At 57.6% G+C, this 17357-nt stretch carries 14 protein-coding genes and 2 pseudogenes; 3 read left to right on the top strand and 13 right to left on the bottom strand.

The window, feature by feature from the left end; translation table 11 throughout:
• Nucleotides 1-26 precede the first annotated feature (26 nt).
• The 7 genes and pseudogenes from bcsN to JNB88_RS25545 all read right to left on the bottom strand — a co-directional run bounded on the left by bcsN (nucleotide 27) and on the right by JNB88_RS25545 (nucleotide 7362).
• A pseudogene (gene bcsN, locus JNB88_RS25575) lies at nucleotides 27-1030 on the bottom strand (cellulose biosynthesis protein BcsN).
• Between the two features lie 337 nt (nucleotides 1031-1367).
• Nucleotides 1368-1724: a monovalent cation/H(+) antiporter subunit G gene (mnhG, locus tag JNB88_RS25570; protein WP_220357895.1), complete on the bottom strand. Its 357-nt coding sequence runs from the start codon at nucleotides 1722-1724 to the stop codon at nucleotides 1368-1370.
• Entirely contained in the window at nucleotides 1721-2002 is a 282-nt protein-coding gene (locus tag JNB88_RS25565) for a K+/H+ antiporter subunit F (protein WP_037130045.1), read from the bottom strand. Before JNB88_RS25565 ends, mnhG begins: the two co-directional genes overlap by 4 nt.
• A complete protein-coding gene (locus tag JNB88_RS25560; protein WP_220357894.1) occupies nucleotides 1999-2472 on the bottom strand; it encodes a Na+/H+ antiporter subunit E in 474 nt (157 codons plus the stop codon). Before JNB88_RS25560 ends, JNB88_RS25565 begins: the two co-directional genes overlap by 4 nt.
• A complete protein-coding gene (locus tag JNB88_RS25555) occupies nucleotides 2472-4106 on the bottom strand; it encodes a monovalent cation/H+ antiporter subunit D (RefSeq protein ID WP_220357893.1) in 1635 nt (544 codons plus the stop codon). Before JNB88_RS25555 ends, JNB88_RS25560 begins: the two co-directional genes overlap by 1 nt.
• On the bottom strand, nucleotides 4103-4441 hold the full coding sequence (locus JNB88_RS25550) for a Na+/H+ antiporter subunit C (protein WP_037130052.1): 339 nt from the start codon (nucleotides 4439-4441) through the stop codon (nucleotides 4103-4105). The genes JNB88_RS25555 and JNB88_RS25550 overlap by 4 nt, the downstream gene beginning before the upstream one ends.
• Nucleotides 4441-7362 carry a monovalent cation/H+ antiporter subunit A gene (locus tag JNB88_RS25545; RefSeq protein ID WP_220357945.1) on the bottom strand — a complete coding sequence of 974 codons (2922 nt, stop codon included), beginning with the start codon at nucleotides 7360-7362 and terminating at the stop codon, nucleotides 4441-4443. The genes JNB88_RS25550 and JNB88_RS25545 overlap by 1 nt, the downstream gene beginning before the upstream one ends.
• Before the next feature lie 130 nt (nucleotides 7363-7492).
• Here JNB88_RS25545 and JNB88_RS25540 point away from each other — a divergent pair, with 130 nt between their 5' ends.
• The 3 genes and pseudogenes from JNB88_RS25540 (at nucleotide 7493) to JNB88_RS25535 (ending at nucleotide 10758) form a co-directional block, all read left to right on the top strand.
• Nucleotides 7493-7765 (top strand): helix-turn-helix transcriptional regulator, encoded by a 273-nt coding sequence (locus JNB88_RS25540; RefSeq protein ID WP_220357892.1) that lies wholly within the window; start codon nucleotides 7493-7495, stop codon nucleotides 7763-7765.
• Nucleotides 7766-7884: 119 nt separating this feature from the next.
• Nucleotides 7885-8358, top strand: a pseudogene (locus JNB88_RS33835) (alpha/beta hydrolase); the annotation flags it as partial.
• A gap of 252 nt (nucleotides 8359-8610) precedes the next feature.
• On the top strand, nucleotides 8611-10758 hold the full coding sequence (locus JNB88_RS25535) for a TonB-dependent siderophore receptor (protein WP_220357891.1): 2148 nt from the start codon (nucleotides 8611-8613) through the stop codon (nucleotides 10756-10758).
• A gap of 172 nt (nucleotides 10759-10930) precedes the next feature.
• Here JNB88_RS25535 and JNB88_RS25530 read toward each other — a convergent pair whose 3' ends face one another.
• From JNB88_RS25530 to JNB88_RS25505, 6 genes are read right to left on the bottom strand one after another with little or no spacing between them, the layout of a single operon-like run.
• Nucleotides 10931-12211: a BatD family protein gene (locus tag JNB88_RS25530; protein WP_220357890.1), complete on the bottom strand. Its 1281-nt coding sequence runs from the start codon at nucleotides 12209-12211 to the stop codon at nucleotides 10931-10933.
• Complete coding sequence (locus tag JNB88_RS25525) at nucleotides 12208-13758, bottom strand: VWA domain-containing protein (RefSeq protein WP_220357889.1); 1551 nt, start codon at nucleotides 13756-13758, stop codon at nucleotides 12208-12210. The genes JNB88_RS25530 and JNB88_RS25525 overlap by 4 nt, the downstream gene beginning before the upstream one ends.
• On the bottom strand, nucleotides 13755-14744 hold the full coding sequence (locus JNB88_RS25520) for a vWA domain-containing protein (RefSeq protein ID WP_220357888.1): 990 nt from the start codon (nucleotides 14742-14744) through the stop codon (nucleotides 13755-13757). The genes JNB88_RS25525 and JNB88_RS25520 overlap by 4 nt, the downstream gene beginning before the upstream one ends.
• Nucleotides 14731-15243, bottom strand: a complete 513-nt coding sequence (locus JNB88_RS25515; protein ID WP_220357887.1) for a DUF4381 domain-containing protein — start codon at nucleotides 15241-15243, stop codon at nucleotides 14731-14733. Before JNB88_RS25515 ends, JNB88_RS25520 begins: the two co-directional genes overlap by 14 nt.
• Nucleotides 15243-16196, bottom strand: coding sequence for a DUF58 domain-containing protein (locus tag JNB88_RS25510; protein WP_220357886.1), 954 nt, complete (start codon nucleotides 16194-16196; stop codon nucleotides 15243-15245). Before JNB88_RS25510 ends, JNB88_RS25515 begins: the two co-directional genes overlap by 1 nt.
• Complete coding sequence (locus tag JNB88_RS25505; RefSeq protein ID WP_220357885.1) at nucleotides 16193-17170, bottom strand: AAA family ATPase; 978 nt, start codon at nucleotides 17168-17170, stop codon at nucleotides 16193-16195. Before JNB88_RS25505 ends, JNB88_RS25510 begins: the two co-directional genes overlap by 4 nt.
• Nucleotides 17171-17357: the final 187 nt, after the last annotated feature.

The raw sequence follows: 17357 nt of genomic DNA, 5'->3' as shown, positions 1-17357 counted from the left end.
GCTTGGGGACGCCCGCCGCTTCACGTCTAACTTTGGCACGCGGCCGTCATGGCCGAATTTCCTATCACTCCGGCAACGGTACCGTCGGGCCGCTCGCCGTTGTGGCAGCCGGTTGCGCCTCTCCATTCGGGGGCACTGCTGAAACGCTCGGTTGCGGCAGATCGTTCGATCCGTCAGGCAATGGAACGCGCGGTCCGGTCGGTGGTGGCAACTCCACTGGTGCCTCCTCAGCTTTCGGCTGGACGCTGCGTACGCGAGCGGGTCGAGATTGGATCTCCGGGCGGGCGGGTTCATAGCCAAACGCCACGGGCATGCTTCGGTAGCCACTCTCGTCCGGATAGATTGGATTTCCCGGAACGCCGAGTGTCGCGTCAACGCGCTGCGGACCTCCGAATGGATTCCATATCTCTCCGTCGAGCGTTCCGACGATCGTGTAGCCATACATGATGCCCAGCAACTGCCTTTCAGTGGCCCTGGCATCGCAGAGACGCAGACGAACCTGGATCATTCCAAAATTGCGGGCTTGCGTTTGCGCTGATCGGCTCGAACGGATCTGCTGCCATCCGTATATGCAGGTATCGCCCCGACCACTCTGGCCCGACGCATAGGAGAAAGGTCCATAGCTGTTTTGCAGATACGTCGCGGTTCGTGTCATTTGCACGCCAGGAACCGCGTCAAATGCCTCCCGCATTATCCCTCTTTCGCTAATCATCTGATAGGACGCATTTCCAGTCCCACGGTTAGCCCCGGATGCGCCGAGGAATTGCACCTTCAGGAAATTCTGCCCGGATACGGAAGACGATGTATAGAGGGAAATCATCTGCTCGGCACCGTTCCCCCGTCTGCGTTCGACGACGCTGACGATCGAAGGACCGCCTGGCGGCGGCAAGGCAAGCGCTCGTTCTGCGGGCACGGTCTCGGCGATATTCGGATGCCTGACATTTCCTGTCGATTGGCACCCGGCCACCAATGCAGCCAGTGCTGCAAGGCATGACGCCTTCAATAGACTGAATGTTCCGGGTCGCTGCAATCGTCTTTCCTCACTCCATGCGCAGATCGCGCGCCGGACTTCCGAATCAACGACCCCTAAGGCCGCTACCCATGGTAAACGATGACTATGGTTAACCCAAAGTTAATACGGCAATTTTATGCGGCAAGGTGAAGCGGTTAAGGGAATTTCCGCACGTCCAGTCTGGCAACCCCGCCAGAGGAACGCAAGCTCCGACTTCGGTCTCAAATCGGTGGAACGCTTCAAGGGTTGTTCTGGCAAACCCGGTTGTGATCGATTGGCCAGGGGAAGCGGCCGCGGAGAAGGGACGCATGCGCACCGTTCCGCATCGCATTCATCGGGGGCTGCCGCAAATGGTCTAGGTTCCGGTCTGCTTGGCCGGAACCTTTGGATTTTTCTCGGTTCGGTCGCGATGCAGCGCGGCGCGGGCAAGAAGCATGAAGGTGACCGGTGTTGTAATGGTCACAAAAACCCCGATCAGGATTTCGTGGATCACCAGTCGCTCGGATGCCACTGAAAAGAAGATCATTGAGCCCAGCATGATGCCACCAATGCCCCAACTCGTGCCGAGCGTCGGGGCGTGGATACGCTCATAGAAGGTCGGAAGTTTCAGAAAGCCAACTGCGCCGATCAAGGTGAGCGTGGCGCCCAGCAGCAGGAAAGTCGCAACAGCTATCGCGGCTGGGAGCGGGAGGTCGGCTGCCTCGTGAATCATTCTATTACCTCCCCACGCATCAGGAACTTGGCAAGCGCAACGGTCGCAACAAAGCCCAGCATGCCGATGACAAGCGCTGCCTCAAAGTAGATGACCCGGCCGGTGCCGACCCCGAAGGTGACGAGGAGCAGCATCGCGTTGATATAGAAGGTGTCGAGCGCGATGATGCGGTCCTGCGCGCGTGGCCCGACAAACATCCTGATAGAGGCGATCGCCATTGCCGCAACCAGCATGAGCTGTGCAATCGAAACGGCCGTAAGGACAATGATGGCGCTCATGCGAATATCTCCAGGAGCAGCTTCTCGTACCGGTTCTTCACGGTCTCGCGCCACACGGCTTCGTTCTGAATATCAAGGACGTGCAGCAGGACTGTGTTGTCGTTTGAATCGTACTCAAGCCACGCTGATCCAGGCGTACTCGTCAGGATGATCGCGAGAAGCGCCAGAGCGACCTGGTTGCGGATCTCCAATTGGATGGTCAGGAAGCCGGGATCGTGCCGCTGGCCTCCGCGGAGAATAATCCAGGAGACTGCGAGATTGGATTTCACGATGTCGAAAAGGACGCGGAAGAACAGTTTCGGAAGGAGATACCACTTTGCCAGGTTTGTCCTGCCTGGACGCAACGTCGCCATGGCCCAAGATGCAAAGACGGCGACGAGGATCCCAAGCACGAGTTGGCCGAGGCTGAAACCGTTGAGGAGAAGCCACATCAATATCAGGCAGACGGTGAGAACGGGGTAGGGGAACATCACTTGCCTCCCGTTTCGCTGGAGGTGCCGGAATCCCTGTAACCCGGGAGGCTCGCTGCGCCTTTCACGGCGTCGATGTAAAGGCTTGGCTTGTTCAGGGCGCGGATGGTCGCGTCCATGTATTGCATCGCCGGGCCAGCTTGTACCGTCAGAGCAAGCGTCAGGGTGAGCAGGAACATGACAGGGACAATCTCGATCACGAGGACACGCGGCACAGTTCCCTCGATCGAGCTCCAGAATGTGCGGATCCCGGCACGGGTCATGGAAACGAGGGCAGCTATTCCAGACGTGATCACCAGAGCGATCAGTGTCCAGATCGCAGCGGTTGGAGGCACACCGATCGCGCCTGTTCCCATCATCGCCGAGAGCATCGCGAATTTCGCGATAAACCCAGAGAGCGGCGGTAGGCCGGAAAGAAGGATGGCACATGCGGCAAAGCAGATCCCAAGGATTGCCATTGTACCGGGCATCGTGACGCCGTCGCTTTCCTCCAGTTCGTCCTCTTCTGCATCACCATAGGCTTCCATGGTGACGGCAAGCACGTTGGCACCAGCATCCTGTCCACGTTCGACGAGCTCGATCAACATGAAGAAGGCACTGATCGATAGGGTCGAGCTGACCAGATAAAGCAATGCGCCAGAGGAGATCGCGCCGTCGTTGATACCAAGTACCATCAGTAGAGTTCCTGACGATACCAGTACCGAGAAACCGGCCAGGCGCCCGAGCGCCTGCGAGGCAAAGACGCCGATCGTTCCGAAGATAAGCGTGGCCATGCCGCCATAGAGCAACACGACGGATCCAAAGGATGCCGAAGGTCCTTCGCCGAACAGCAGCATGGTTAGCCTGAGGATTACATAGATGCCGAGCTTGCTCATGATTGCAAAAATGCCAGCGACTGGCGCGGATGCGGCGCTATAGGCCGTGGGTAGCCAGAAGCACAGCGGCCACATGCCGGCCTTGATCAAGAACACGATGCCAAGAATACCGGCGCCCGCTTCCATCAGCATGCGGCGATCCGGCTCGATCTCGGGGATACGGGCCGCAAGATCCGCCATGTTAAGCGTTCCCGCCGTCCCGTAGATCAGGCTGACGCCGATCAGAAAGAGAAGGGCGGCAACGAGATTGACCGCGATATAGTGCATGCCGGCCTTCACGCGCAAAGCGCCTGAGCCGTGCAACAGGAGTCCATAGGACGCTGCAAGCATCACTTCGAAGAAGACGAAGAGATTAAAGAGGTCGCCAGTCAGAAAAGCACCATTGACGCCCATCAACAGCAACTGAAACATGCTGTGAAAATGCGCGCCAACTGCGTGCCAGCGGGCAAGTGAAAACACGAGTGCCGGGACCGCCAGCAAAGCCGTCAACAAAAGCATCAGGGCTGAAAGCGCGTCGAGAACCAGGACGATGCCGAAAGGAGCAGCCCAGTTGCCGACGAGGTAGACCCCTTCGAAATCGCTCTGACCGCTTTCAACGCGGAACAATGCCAGCGCAATGAGCGACAGAACGATCGTCGACCCCAGGCTTATCATCGCCTTAGTCGCGCGCCGGCGCTCGTCGACCAGGAGCAGGATCGCGCTAGCAACAAGAGGAACCAGGATCGGCGCGATGATGAGATGATGCATCCAGCCGGTCATCGCGGTTCGTTCCTCCCGTCGACGTGGTCATTTCCAGTCAGGCCGCGTGAGGCCAGCAAAACGACCAAGAAAAGTGCTGTAGTCGCAAAACCGATGACGATTGCCGTCAAAACGAGTGCCTGCGGCACGGGATCGGCAAGAGCGGACGCAGGAAGGTCGTCGCCAAGGATCGGCGGAACATTCGCCTTTACGCCGCCGACGCCGAAAATGAACAGGTTGACTGCATAAGAAAGGAGCGAAAGCCCGACGATTACCTGAAAGGTTCGAGGACGCAGGATCAACCAGATCCCGCAACTGGTCATCACGCCGATTGCTATGGATAGGACAAGCTCCATTAAGCCTCCTCCGCCTTGGCATTTTCAAGCGCGCGTAGGCGATTGATACGAACCGACTGGTGGGCGAGCGCAATCAGGATGAGTACCGTCGAGCCGACGACAAGGCTGAACACCCCGAGGTCGAACAAAAGTGCTGAGGCAGCCGGCACCTTGCCAATCAGCGGCACTTCTAAGTAGCGCGAGTGCGAGGTCAGGAATGGATAGCCGAATATCCATGCACCAGCGCCCGTCAGTACGGCGGTGAGAAGGCCCATACCCATCCATCGCAATGGCAATATACGAATGCGATCCTCGGCCCAGCGAGTACCTCCGGCTAGATACTGGAGCAAGAATGCGATTGACAGGGTGAGGCCAGCCGAGAAGCCCCCGCCGGGAAGGTCGTGTCCGCGCATGAAAATGTAGACTGCAAAGGTAATGATGACAGGGAAGAGCCACTGCATGATGACCGAAGGTACAAGAACATAGTCGCGGACCGTGTCGCCGGCGGACCGTTCCGGTCGCTCCTCATCGAAACTGTTCTGTATTTGCTGCTGCTCGGGCAAGTCCATGCTGTCGGCAGCTGGCCGGAAACGGCGTAGCAATCCATAGACAGTCAAGGCTACGACACCGAGAACGGCAATCTCACCAAGTGTGTCGAAGCCTCTGAAGTCAACGAGGATAACATTGACCACATTGCGACCACCGCCCTGGGTATAGGCGTTCTCCAGGAAGTAGTTCGCAATCGCATCCGGAACCGGCATGGTCATAACGGCATATGCAATAAAGGACATTGCAATTCCACAGACGACGGCCAGCGAAAAATCGCGGAAGCGCCTGAAACGTGCGCGCAGGCTCATCGATTCGCCCATGCCTTCTGTGCGCTTGGGAAGCCATCTCAGCCCCAGGAGAATGAGGACTGTCGTGACAATCTCGACAAGCAACTGGGTGATCGCGAGATCGGGCGCTGATAGCCACACGAACGTTGTGCATACGATGAGGCCGACCCCACCGAGCATGATTAATGCGGCCAGGCGATGATACTTGGCTAGATAGGCCGTCCCGATCGCCAGGCAGATGCCGATCGCCCAAAGAATGGCGAAGACCGGATCCAGGCCAGCATTAGCCCACGGCCGGCTTTCGAAGCCCCTCAGATAAAGCGGGAGAACTCCGGCTGCAAACCCCATGATCACGACCCAGCGAAGCTGAGGCTGGAGCTTGCGTGTCCCAAGCCGTTGCTCGGCAATGCGAGCCCAATGCCATGAGAGCTCGACAAGGATGCGCTCGAAGATGCGTTGTCCCTTCAGTCGCCGCAAAACGGGAGGTCCGTCTTCACAGCGTGCAAAGTAGTCCTTCAGCGTGAAGTAGATTGCAGTTCCGCCGAGAAGCGCGATCGCGCTCATCAACAGTGGAAGATTGAACCCATGCCATATGGCCAGACTGTATTCGGGAGTATCGCTTCCGAGTACAGAGACGACGGCGCTCCTGAGGAACGGTCCGATTGAGAGTGCTGGAATGATGCCGACGACTAGGCACAGAACGACGAGGAGTTCGACCGGGAATCGCATCCAGCGAGGTGGTTCATGGGGATGTTTCTTTGGTAGGTCGGCCGGAGGCGAGCCAAAGAACACGCTATGGATGAAGCGAAGGGAGTAGGCCACGCTGAAGGCGCCGGCCAGCGTCGCGATATATGGAAGAATACGATCGAGGATAGAATCCGCATGGGTTTCGACTGCCTCGGCAAAAAACATCTCCTTGGACAGGAAGCCATTGAGCAGTGGAACGCCTGCCATTGCAGCACTCGCAACAATGGCGAGCGTCGCGGTAAAGGGCATGAAGCGGAAGAGCCCACCCAATCTTCGCATGTCACGCGTGCCGGTCTCATGATCGATGATCCCGGCTGCCATGAAGAGCGATGCCTTGAAGGTCGCGTGATTGAGCATGTGGAAGATCGCTGCCACCGTGGCAAGCGGGCTGCCGAGACTGAGAAGGGTAGTAATCAGTCCGAGGTGGCTGATCGTGGAGTAGGCCAGCAATCCCTTTAGGTCCTGCTGGAACATGGCGAAATACGCGCCGAGCAACAGCGTGATGATACCGGCAGCCCCGACGAGCCAGAACCATTCCCAGGTTCCTGCCAGTGCTGGCCAGAACCGCACCAGTAGGAAAACCCCGGCTTTCACCATCGTTGCTGAATGCAGGAAGGCCGAGACAGGTGTGGGTGCCGCCATCGCATTTGGAAGCCAGAAATGGAAGGGGAATTGCGCGCTTTTGGTCAGAGCTCCGAGCAAGATGAAGACAAGCGCCGGCACATAGAGAGCGTGGCCGCGAATGATGTCGCCCGAAGAAAGTATCTTGTCGAGATCGTAGCTGCCAACGATGTTGCCAAGGATTAGCAGGCCGATAAGCAGGCAGAAGCCGCCGATCCCGGTGATCGTGAGAGCCATGCGGGCGCCGTCGCGGGCTGCGGCCGTGTTGTGCCAGTAACTGATCAGCAGGAATGAAAAGATGCTGGTCAGCTCCCAAAACACTGACAGCAGAATGACGTTGCCTGAAACGACGATGCCGAGCATCGCGCCCATGAATGCCAGGAGGAACGAGAAGAACCTTGGCACCGGGTCTTCCTCGGACATGTAATAGCGGGCGTAAAGGACGACGAGGAGGCCGATCGCAGTGACAAGCATGGCGAAAATCCACGCGAATCCGTCCATGCGCAGTGTGAAATCGAGGCCGAGCTGCGGCAGCCACGATAGGCTGTATCGAACCACGCCTCCATCTTGGACTGATGGGTAAAGGCTGGCGGTCAACAGCAGCGATGCAAGCGTTGTGACACCCGCAAGTCCAGCCGGCAGGCGACGTGAGGGGGTGTTAAGCAGGAATACTGATAGCAGACTTCCCAGAAACGGCAGGATCAGAAGGATAACGAGTGAAAATGGTCCGCCTGTTATCCCAACACCTTGATCCTTTTTTCTTTTGCCCTGGCGACCGCTTGATTCGACGATGAGGCCGCGGCGTCTAGCAATGGAATCGCAATTGCCATATATGTAAGATAACAACCAATATGGGCAGCTTTGCGCGATGGGTCAAGAAATCAATGCCAAGATTTTGACACCGGCACTATGTCGCGCTGCACGAGGGCTGCTCGATTGGACCCAAATTGATCTCGCCGATCGATCGGGCGTGTCGCGAAGCACGGTGCGGGATTACGAAGGTAACCGACATGATATCCATCGGGCGACCGAGGCACAAATGCGGCTCGCATTCGAAAATGGCGGGGTCGCCTTCGTGTGCCTCGATGACGATGTCGTTGCGGTTTGCGCCAAGTCGGAGAGGCGGCCCAGTTCTGGGTGAACCTGCATCGAGCTTCGATTGCGTGCTACCGTGCAGTACGGCCTGTTGGGGCCGCACAGCCTGTTGAGATCGACGGGAAGGCCGTGCAAGACATTGCACTGCGAACGGTGGCGACTGGTCTGTTGCCGCAGCTTGCAGGGATGATGGCCTTGGATGTCGGTCGTCGAACCCTCTTCGGATATTCGTTCGGGGGCTCTTTACGCTATTTTCTCTTTTTCAGCGGCCATGGCTGTTTGCAAATTGGATCGCACCAAGTCCTTCCATTTACTGGGAGGACGCGACAATCCTTCGAACCGAGGCTCAACGTCGTCCCGTGCCCGCCAACGGTGCTCTACTTCATTTGTCGGCCGGCGAATACGAAGGCGACGCCCTAGCACCGTTTGAGCGCCGGTACGAGGACGCAGCAGCGCGCCTCGATAAGAGGAAAATCTTCCGAACTGTCCAACTAGCTGAAGAAATGGCATAACGTCTCAATGGCTCGGCAGACGGATTGCGAGCTGAATTCGAGACTTTTCCTGGCGAGACCCACATGTCAGTGCTTGCCGCTGCAACGGGCCAGCGCAGTTGGCATAGCTTTCTCCGCGCCGCGCTAAGCAGGTTCGACCTGCAAACCTGCTGCGATTGATTCCCCGGCAGCATACCTGTTGTTGATACCTCCCGCAGATGGAAACCCTGAATTCTGTTGGATCTGGGGCGGCGAGTTCCGGGCATCAGGCTTTTGAGTGCGGATAACTCACGATCTTGTGATATTTAAGTTGACTCTTTTTGTCCTGTTTCAATAGATACCGCCAGCAGCTGCGGGGGGAGGTCGCTTGCTGGCACATTGATTTCAAAGAAGGATTGTCATGATGGTTGTTCGAAAAGCGGTGTTGAGGACGCGGACGAGACGGCTAGTTGCAAGCAGCGCCTTGGTGACGGTTTTCGTCGGCATGGCGAGCATCGGTTGGGCCCAGGAGAGCGCAACGAACGAAACAACCAAGCTGCAGACCATCGTCGTCGAAGGCAAGTCGAGCCGTGTCGTCGGTCCTGATCCATCAATCGTTGCCAAGGATACTGCGACTGGCACCAAGACCGATACGCCAATTATCGATGTTCCGGCTTCGGTCTCGGTCATTACTCAAAAAGAGCTAGAGCAGCGTCATGTGGAAAGCCTCCAGCAGGCTGTAGCCTACACCTCAAGCGTCCTGGCTGACGAATTTGGTAACGATGACCGTTATGACTACATTCGAATCCGTGGCTTTGACCAGACGGCGCTTGGCACCTATCGCGACGGCCTGACGGCCCGCATCCCAGCGTGGTTCACGGCAAGTCGCCTAGAACCGTACGGGCTCCAGCGTGTCGAAGTCCTGAAAGGTTCCACTTCGACGCTCTTCGGCCTGAATGCGCCCGGCGGTCTTGTCAATGCCATTACCAAGCGGCCGCAGGACGAAAAACATGGTGAGGTATACACGTCCTACGGGAACGGGACCAAGGAAATTGGTGCCGATTTCGGTGGCCCCATTGACCCCGAGGGTGTCTGGAGCTACCGCCTCACGACACTTGCCAAGGACGGCGATCTCGGGTGGGACTATTCCAACGACGATCGGTTCTATATCGCGCCTGCGTTGACAATCTCTCCCGATGACGGAACCTCGCTCACAATCCTGACGGACTACTACAAGCGGGACGGGACCGGCGCGCGTGGGTTTCCAACAGGTGCGGATATCGATATCGACACCTTCCTTGGCGAACCTGACTTCAATCGCTTCAACACCAAGCAGGGCGACGTCGGCTACCAGTTCGAGCATGAAATAAACGACAACCTGACCTTCCGCTCCAACGGTCGTTATACGCACCTGGATCTCGACTACGCCGAGGTTTACGGTGCTTCGCTCGACCCCACCGCAGATCGCACGGCGTTTTCTGTCGATGGTCGGTCTAACCGATATGTCATCGACAATCAGTTGGAATATGACACGAGCTGGGGTGGAACCGAAAGCAAGACGCTTGTTGGCGTAGACTATGCAAACGACAATACACGCGAGAATATCCTCTTTGGGACCGCGGGGCCGATCGACATCTACAATCCAAGCTACTGCGGGCTCTCCTGCATCGATCTCGGTCCCTATGTAAATTGGAAGGTCAAGCAGCAGGCGTTGGGCATTTATGCCCAGGAACAGCTGACCTTTGATGATCGCTGGATCGTTACCGCCGGTGGACGCTGGGACCGTGTCCGTACTCGGGCGGACTATTTCGATGGCGTCACAGCGCCAGACGACGATACGGCATCGGCCTTCACCAAGCGTCTTGGTCTGACTTACAAGATCAATCCCAATCTTGCGGCCTATGCCAACTACTCAGAGAGCTTCCAGCCGCTGGTTACTCCAAGCGCAAACGGCTATGCCCTCCAGGGAGGACTAAAACCGCAGCGGGGCAAACAGTACGAAGTCGGTCTCAAGTATCAACCCGACAGCTTTGATGGGCTGTTTACGGTTGCGGCCTTTGACATTACCCAGACCAACGTTCCAAGTAACATCACGCCGCTCATTCAGCAGCAGATAGGAAAGGTCGGTGTACGCGGCATCGAATTCGAAGGCAAAGCAGCAATCGCCGACAATCTGAATTTGACGCTCGCCTATTCTTACTGGGATGCGGAAATTCGCGAGGACGGGATTGGTGGTAATGTTGGCAACCGGCCGTCGCGTGTTCCTCGCCATCTTGCGTCCGCGTGGCTCGACTATACCTTCCTCGGCGAGGGCCAGCGTGGTGACCTGACGCTCGGTGGCGGGGTTCGCTACGTCGGACAAACATACGGCGACGACACAAACACTGTCTCCATTGGGGGGTATACGACTGTTGATGCGGCAGTGAGCTACAAGGTAACCAAGGAGGTCACGCTTGCAGTGAACGCGACAAACCTGTTCGATCGCAAATACATCGCGACCTCGTATTTTGGAACGGAGTACTACGGCGACCGACGCAAGGTGATTGGTACGTTGAAATACACCTGGTGAGCCGCTCGAACGCGGGCACGACCTGTCATCAAAAAAGCACAGGTCTCAACGACCTCAGGTATATAATTGCACGGAGCCGGGCGCGCGTCCGGCCCTCTTGCCGGCGAGGCGTTTGTCGTTAACCCGTCGGCAAAGGGATTGCCCGGAGCCTTTGAAAAGCGGTCACTGCAGCCTACGGGTTCAAGGGCGGCAGACCCGTTTTTCGTTCGAAATAATCAACCTTCCTGAAGTCGATGGAAGCTGCCAATTTCTTTCGGTCAAAGGTGCCGCCTGCGGGCTTGAACAGCTTTTGAGAAAGAGTGTCGATCTCCGACCTCACCCCCTCGGGGGCATCGCGCAACCAATCCATAAGGGTGCGATATCCGAGTGTGCGGCTCCAGTCGAGAACGGCGGAATATACCTCCATTTCGCTGCCGTCTTTGATGGTCTGACGGAGTTGTCTGAGACGGTAGCCGTAAGACGCATGACGTCTTTCTTTCGCCGAATCGATCCGGGTCTTCAGCGCGGGGAAAATCTTGGCGCCGATCCACAGGAACGCAGCGAACGCCAGAACCATCGCGATAGCGATTGCAATCTTTTGCCTATTGATATGCGGAGGTTGCTGCGGTGTCCCGTCTAGGACGGGCTTTATGGCTGTTCCAGAGGAGCTTGCCGCGGTCACAGTGATCGCTATGGATGGTAATGACGCTGTCTTGGTTTGGCGGTTCGCAACATCGAACCAGGTGTAGGAAATTGGCGGGATGACGAACGAACCTTCCTTGTCGGCGGTGTATTCGTATGTCTCGGTTCGTCGGCTTGCCGTGTCGCGCCCAAGCTCTATGCCATCTTCGATAGCCGGCGACTTTTCGTATTGACGAAGACCGGAGGCGGTTCCAACTTCCAGCGGTGGGATCATCATTGCCTGCGTGTTCTGGGCGGTGATCGTTATCGTCCTGATCAGTGCGTCGCCAACTTTCAGGGACTTGGCGTCACGATCAAAGGTCTGCTCGAGTGTGAGGTTGGTTGCCGCAAAGGTTACCTGCTGCTGTTTGTCGTTGGCAGATCCTTCAACGGTGAATGAGACCGATGGAACTATCACCGATGCCTTCCCCTGCTGACCTGCGGAAGAGTAACCGAACTCTACGCTGAACTCTGGCAGCGTGAAGTTTCCTGAGACCTGCGGCACGACTGCGTATGTCTTGCGAATGCCCGTATATTGAACACCATCGATCGTCTCGGTGAGGTTCTGCGAGCGCTCCGCAGGTAGGGTCACCAAAGCGTTCTGAAGATCGAAGAGGGGAAACTGGGGAGGGGATGTGAAAAAGTCCGGGACGTATATGTCGACGTCAACTAGGAGCTGCTGCCCTGGCACAATTCCATCACTATTCTCGAGGGTTGCGCGGGCAAAGGGATCGGCGCCAAATGTAATCGAGGGGACAAGCAGCGAGACGACGAAAAGGAGCGATCTGATCATGGTTCTGCGCCTTTGGCTTCGATCGCAAATTTCCGCGCCATGAGGTCTGCAGGGCTGACCTGGATGTTCTTCATCCACATCTCGGATGTCTGCTCTGCGACCGTCACTTCTCCCGCCTTACCCTTCTTGCCTTGGTCGTCAAACTGAACGCTGTCCGGCTTCTGGTTGGGATCTTGCTGCTGTTCATGTTCCTTGTCTTTCTCCAGTTTTAAGAGCTCTTCAGCGATGGCGCGGTTTGCCACGGCATCTGGCCAGTCCTTGCGGGTCTCCAGTGCCTTGCCGTAGGCAGTGACCGCTTCCTCGACCTTTCCGAGATGCATGAGCGCATTTCCCTGATTGTACCAGCTCTCCGCATTGTCGACGGACGCGAATGCGTCGATAGCATCTTGAAAACGACCGGCTCGATAAAACGACACGCCCTTCCACATCGGGTCGTGAAAATGTTCCGCGGCTTGGAGAAAGTCGCCTTGCTGGTACGAACGGCGCCCTTGCTGGTCCGGCGTCAGCCACATGCTGGCGAAATCGACCGCAAACGCGGAACTCGGATACACCTGGATAGCGAGGAGAAGGGCGGATAGTTTAACGACCCAGCCACGTCTGAATGATAGCGCGGAAAGCAGCATCGTCGGCAGAATGAGCCACCAGCCGAGATCGTGCCAGCGATCGCCTTGCGTTGCCGTCTGTTGCGCAAAGTTCGTCCGAACGCGCTGCGCCAGCCACCTGATATCAGTGTCGTCGTCGGTGACCGTTGCGACATCCGCGTTGGTATCATCACCGAACTTCGTCAGCGCGTCGGCATCCAGCTTTGCTGTGAGACGCGCGCCACCTGCCGTCGTCAAGAAGCCGCCATCGGCCTGCTTGACCACGCCACCTTCAGCTGTCCCGACCCCGAGCACGACAATCGCGCTGCCGACCTCTTTCCCGGCCTCGGAAGCCGCCGGTTCGACGCCGTCCGTCAGCAATGCGATTGTTCCAGCGCTCCCGTCCTGCTTCAGGAGGGCGTCAGCAAGCCTAATGGCTGCTGCGGTATCTTTTCCCGGTTTGGGCATGATGCCGGTTGCCAAGGCGTCGGTATATGTCTCAATGAGCTCGATATCGTCTGTGAGCGGCACGACAAGATGAGCGCTCCCGGAATACGCAACGACCGCAGTCCGCGCACCGTTACGGGTTGCGAGGATATCGTGGATCTTCAGCTTAACCCGTTCGATCCGGCTTGGTGAAATGTCAATGGCATCCATGGTCGGGGAGAGGTCGACGACAATGACGAGTGATGCTGTGTCCGAGACAAATGGTGGGGCTTCACGTCTCCACGTGGGTCCGGCGACACCGACAATCGCCAGCGACAGGAGCGTTGCCAGAACCCAGGCCGGGCCATAGCGGTGCCGACGGTCGGGCTGCACGATAAGGCTGTCGAGCAGATGCGGCGCGATCATCCCTTTCCAGCGGTTGCGAAAATCACTCGACCGCGATGCCATCCAGATGATCGCAGGCGGCCCAAGAAGTGCCGCTAGCCAGAACGGACGGAGAAAATGAAAGTCCGCGATCATGCCGGCGACCTCCTACGCAGGAGGCCCGATACGCCGGTGCCCCCATACCACGCCGCAATGAGGATGACTGCGCAAGCCAAGGGCCAATGGAACAGTTCCAGGCGAGGTCGCCAGGAAAGTTCCTTTTGATCCTGAGGCGTGATCCGATCAAGCTCGTTGTAAATGTCCTCTAACTGTTTTTGGTCGCCACCAAAGAAGTACCGCCCGCCGGTGCTCTCGGCGATTTTCTGGAGTGATGCGGTATCGAGCTTGTCTTCGCCGGTCGCGGCCGGATCGCCGATGCCGACGGCGTGGATGACGATACTCTTTGTCTTGGCGACCTCTGCGGCCTTAAGAGGCGGCATCTTGCTTGCGGTGTCGTTGCCATCCGTCAGGAGGATCATCACTTTCTCGGGCACCGTGGCCTTCTCGAACATGCGGATCCCAAGACCAAGGGAATCGCCCAGTGCCGTTCGCGGTCCGGCCATGCCCGGAAGCAGGCCCTCGACCAACGTTCGAACCAGACCATGATCCATGGTAAAGGGCGCGAGCGGGTAGGGGGCATCACCGAAGGCTATGAGACCAATCCGGTCGCCTGGCCGTTTTGTCACAAAGTCCGCCACTACCGTTCGGACCGCATCTACCCGTGCCTTGGACGTGCCGTCAGGAGCAGCGAAGTCGCGGGTATCCATGGACTGCGACAGATCGAGCGCCAGGAGAATGTCGCGCTGTGGCTCGGTCTTCTCGATTGGTGGTTCAACATATTGCGGGCGCGCCAAGGCAACGACGATGAAGGTCCATGCCAGCACGTCGACAAAGGTCTGCGGCCACGATCGCTTGGGCACCACTGACCCTTCAGTCGGCTCGACGCCAGCAGCACGTGCAACCTGGTTGAAGAACGGAAGGCGGATGGAAGCTGATGTCTCGCGATACGCAGGCAAAAGCCACCATACCAGTAAGGGAAGTGGCAGAACGAGCAACGCCCAGGGCAGGTCAAGCTGATACATGATGCCTCTCGATCCAGCGTCGCGTGTCGCTGATGAGCTCATTCGCGGTGTCAGCGTTGAGCGCGGCGGTGCTCCGATATTCTCCATCGTTGAGGTAGTCGTCGAGCGCCCTGCCGAATTGGCTGCTCTGGTGGCTGCGGATAAAATTCACCCATTCCGCTCCCGACATCGCGGCAGTCATCTCACGTGGCCAGGCTGCCAGAGCAGTTCGTTTCAAGAGTTCGCCGAGACGGGCAACTGTAGCCTCACGCGTTTGTGCATTCCGGAAATCGACAGCTATCTCCTCCAGAAGGCGTAGCGCCTCGCGGCGATAGGCGTTCTTGCGCCAACGTCTGTATAGAAGGAGCGCCCCCAACAGAATTGCGCCGACCAAGATGACGGCCAAGACCGCCCATCCCCAGGTCTGTGGCATCCAGGAGATCGGTTGCGGGATGTCGATTTCCTTCAGAGAACGGAGAGCCGTTTCGGTAATCGGATCAAGTTTTGCATCCGGTTCCATTATCGTCTCCGCTGCCGCCATGCCGACTGCTCAAGGAGGCTCCGAAGTTGGGGGGCAACTTCCTCGGCCGCGGAAACCGGAAGCATCGGCAGTCCGAGTTCGCGTTGCCACGCCCGGAGTTCATCACCGCGGTCCTGCGCGAACTTGTCAATGGACCTGCGAACGGTTGCCTGTCCGAGCGACAGCTCGGCTTGCAATGATCCGCCGCTGACAACGATGTCGCCGGAGGCGGGTAGTTCCAGAAGGAATGGGTCGTAGATGAGCAGGCACACGATATCGTTGCGGGACGAGAGTTGTAGCAACAATTGTCGTGTGGTGTCGCTATGACCGTCGAAGTCGCTTACGACGACCACGAGAAAGTCGTGATGCGCAATCTGGACTACTCGCCTCAGGACCTCATCGAGGCCAACGGCAGAGGGGGGAGCTATATAAGCCGCATCAAGTTTGCCATTCATTGCTGCGATCTGGTCGGCAAAGGCGATCACGGCGTTCCGGCTTCGATGCGGCTTCACCTCGTTGACGTTGCTGTCGTCAAAGACAAAGCCGCCGACCCGATCGCCTGACCCCAGGATTCGCCAGGCTGAGAGCATCGCCGCTTGCGCGGCCGCGACCGACTTCATGGCAAGACGGCTGCCAAAGAACATATTGATGCGCTGATCCACAACAATGAGGGCTGGGCGTTCCTTTTCCTCGCCATACACCCTGACAACGGGTTTGCTTGTCCGGGCCGTGACACGCCAGTCGATCGATCGGACATCGTCACCTGGCAGGTACTCCCTCAGTTCCTCAAAAACGAGGCCTCGGCCCCGCATCGCTGATTGCATACGTCCGGCAAGTTGCTGATGGCTCCGGGCCTTTTGAATAAACGTCAGGTCCCGAGCCCGGCTTTCGAGTGCAACGAGCTGCTGTGTCGTTACGTGGACCCCGATGGTCCGATCCTCTTTGGCGTTCATGAGACAGCCACCAATTCGGTTAGCCGATCGATGACCTGATCAGCAGTCGTGTTGGAGGCATGGGCCTCATAGGAAAGGATGAGCCGATGGCGAAAGACGTCATTGACGATCGACTTCACGTCGTCAGGTGTCACGTAGTCACGCCCCTTTAACCAGGCATAGGCGCGTGACACCCTGTCCAAACCAATCGCACCGCGGGGACTGATGCCGACCTGCAATTGTTTGGCGAGGTCCTTGTCGTAGCGATCTGGATGGCGCGTGCCGATGACCAGCGAAACGATGTATTTCTCAACCGGTTCTGAGACCGTCACGGCACCAATCTCCTTGCGCGCATCAAAGACAAATTGCGGATCGAGCTTCTCGATCTTTCCGTGTTGGTCTTTGCTTTGCGCTGAGTTTTCTTCCTCCCTGTTAAGGCGCATGATTGCCGCTTCCGACTTTTCGTCGGGATAACCGACCTCCACGTGCATCAGGAAGCGATCGAGTTGCGCCTCGGGCAAGGGATAGGTACCCTCCTGTTCGATCGGGTTTTGCGTTGCCATGACCATGAACAGGTCCGGCAATGGGTAGCTTTGCCCTCCGACGGTCACCTGGCGCTCTTCCATCGCCTCCAGCAGCGCCGACTGAACCTTTGCGGGCGCTCGGTTGATTTCGTCGGCGAGGATGAGGTTGGCGAAGATCGGACCCTGCTGAAACTTGAACTCGCCCTTACCGCCCTCGGAGAAATAGATTTCCGACCCAGTGATGTCGGCGGGTAGAAGATCTGGCGTGAATTGAACGCGCGACAGCTCCGAATCGAGATTCTTTGCGAGGCTTTTTATCGCCCTTGTCTTGGCCAACCCGGGGAGGCCCTCAACGAGCAGATGGCCATTTGCCAAAAGTCCCAGCAGCAGCCGCTCCACCATGGTTTCCTGGCCGATGATTGACTTCCCGACACGTTTGCCGAGCTCAAGAACATCATCACGTGCCGCCACAATCCGCTCCCCTTATCTCTGGCGGCACTGAGGGCCGCACACCCAGGCAGATCCTGGCCTTCGTAGGGGACTGGGATCTGCAGACACCGTATATGCGCCAAGTTTTACGCCGTGACGTTTCACGAGTGAGTTTGCTCGATGCACCGATCCATCAGGTATGCCTTGGCATCCGCCCGAGCTTGACAGC

It is taken from the genome of Rhizobium cauense (assembly GCF_019511525.1).
Taxonomy (GTDB): domain Bacteria; phylum Pseudomonadota; class Alphaproteobacteria; order Rhizobiales; family Rhizobiaceae; genus Rhizobium; species Rhizobium cauense.
The sequence above is the reverse complement of the archived record's forward strand: the minus strand, read 5'-3'. Positions and strand labels throughout refer to the sequence as shown.

Bases quoted from the DNA above. Each gene is read 5' to 3' on its own strand.
- JNB88_RS25560 (WP_220357894.1), bottom strand. From the start codon at position 2,472: ATGTTCCCCTACCCCGTTCTCACCGTCTGCCTGATATTGATGTGGCTT.
- JNB88_RS25565 (WP_037130045.1), bottom strand. From the start codon at position 2,002: ATGAGCGCCATCATTGTCCTTACGGCCGTTTCGATTGCACAGCTCATG.
- JNB88_RS25520 (WP_220357888.1), bottom strand. From the start codon at position 14,744: ATGTATCAGCTTGACCTGCCCTGGGCGTTGCTCGTTCTGCCACTTCCC.
- JNB88_RS25535 (WP_220357891.1), top strand. From the start codon at position 8,611: ATGATGGTTGTTCGAAAAGCGGTGTTGAGGACGCGGACGAGACGGCTA.
- JNB88_RS25540 (WP_220357892.1), top strand. From the start codon at position 7,493: ATGGGTCAAGAAATCAATGCCAAGATTTTGACACCGGCACTATGTCGC.
- mnhG (WP_220357895.1), bottom strand. From the start codon at position 1,724: ATGATTCACGAGGCAGCCGACCTCCCGCTCCCAGCCGCGATAGCTGTT.
- JNB88_RS25515 (WP_220357887.1), bottom strand. From the start codon at position 15,243: ATGGAACCGGATGCAAAACTTGATCCGATTACCGAAACGGCTCTCCGT.
- JNB88_RS25550 (WP_037130052.1), bottom strand. From the start codon at position 4,441: ATGGAGCTTGTCCTATCCATAGCAATCGGCGTGATGACCAGTTGCGGG.
- JNB88_RS25555 (WP_220357893.1), bottom strand. From the start codon at position 4,106: ATGACCGGCTGGATGCATCATCTCATCATCGCGCCGATCCTGGTTCCT.
- JNB88_RS25525 (WP_220357889.1), bottom strand. From the start codon at position 13,758: ATGATCGCGGACTTTCATTTTCTCCGTCCGTTCTGGCTAGCGGCACTT.
- JNB88_RS25530 (WP_220357890.1), bottom strand. From the start codon at position 12,211: ATGATCAGATCGCTCCTTTTCGTCGTCTCGCTGCTTGTCCCCTCGATT.
- JNB88_RS25510 (WP_220357886.1), bottom strand. From the start codon at position 16,196: ATGAACGCCAAAGAGGATCGGACCATCGGGGTCCACGTAACGACACAG.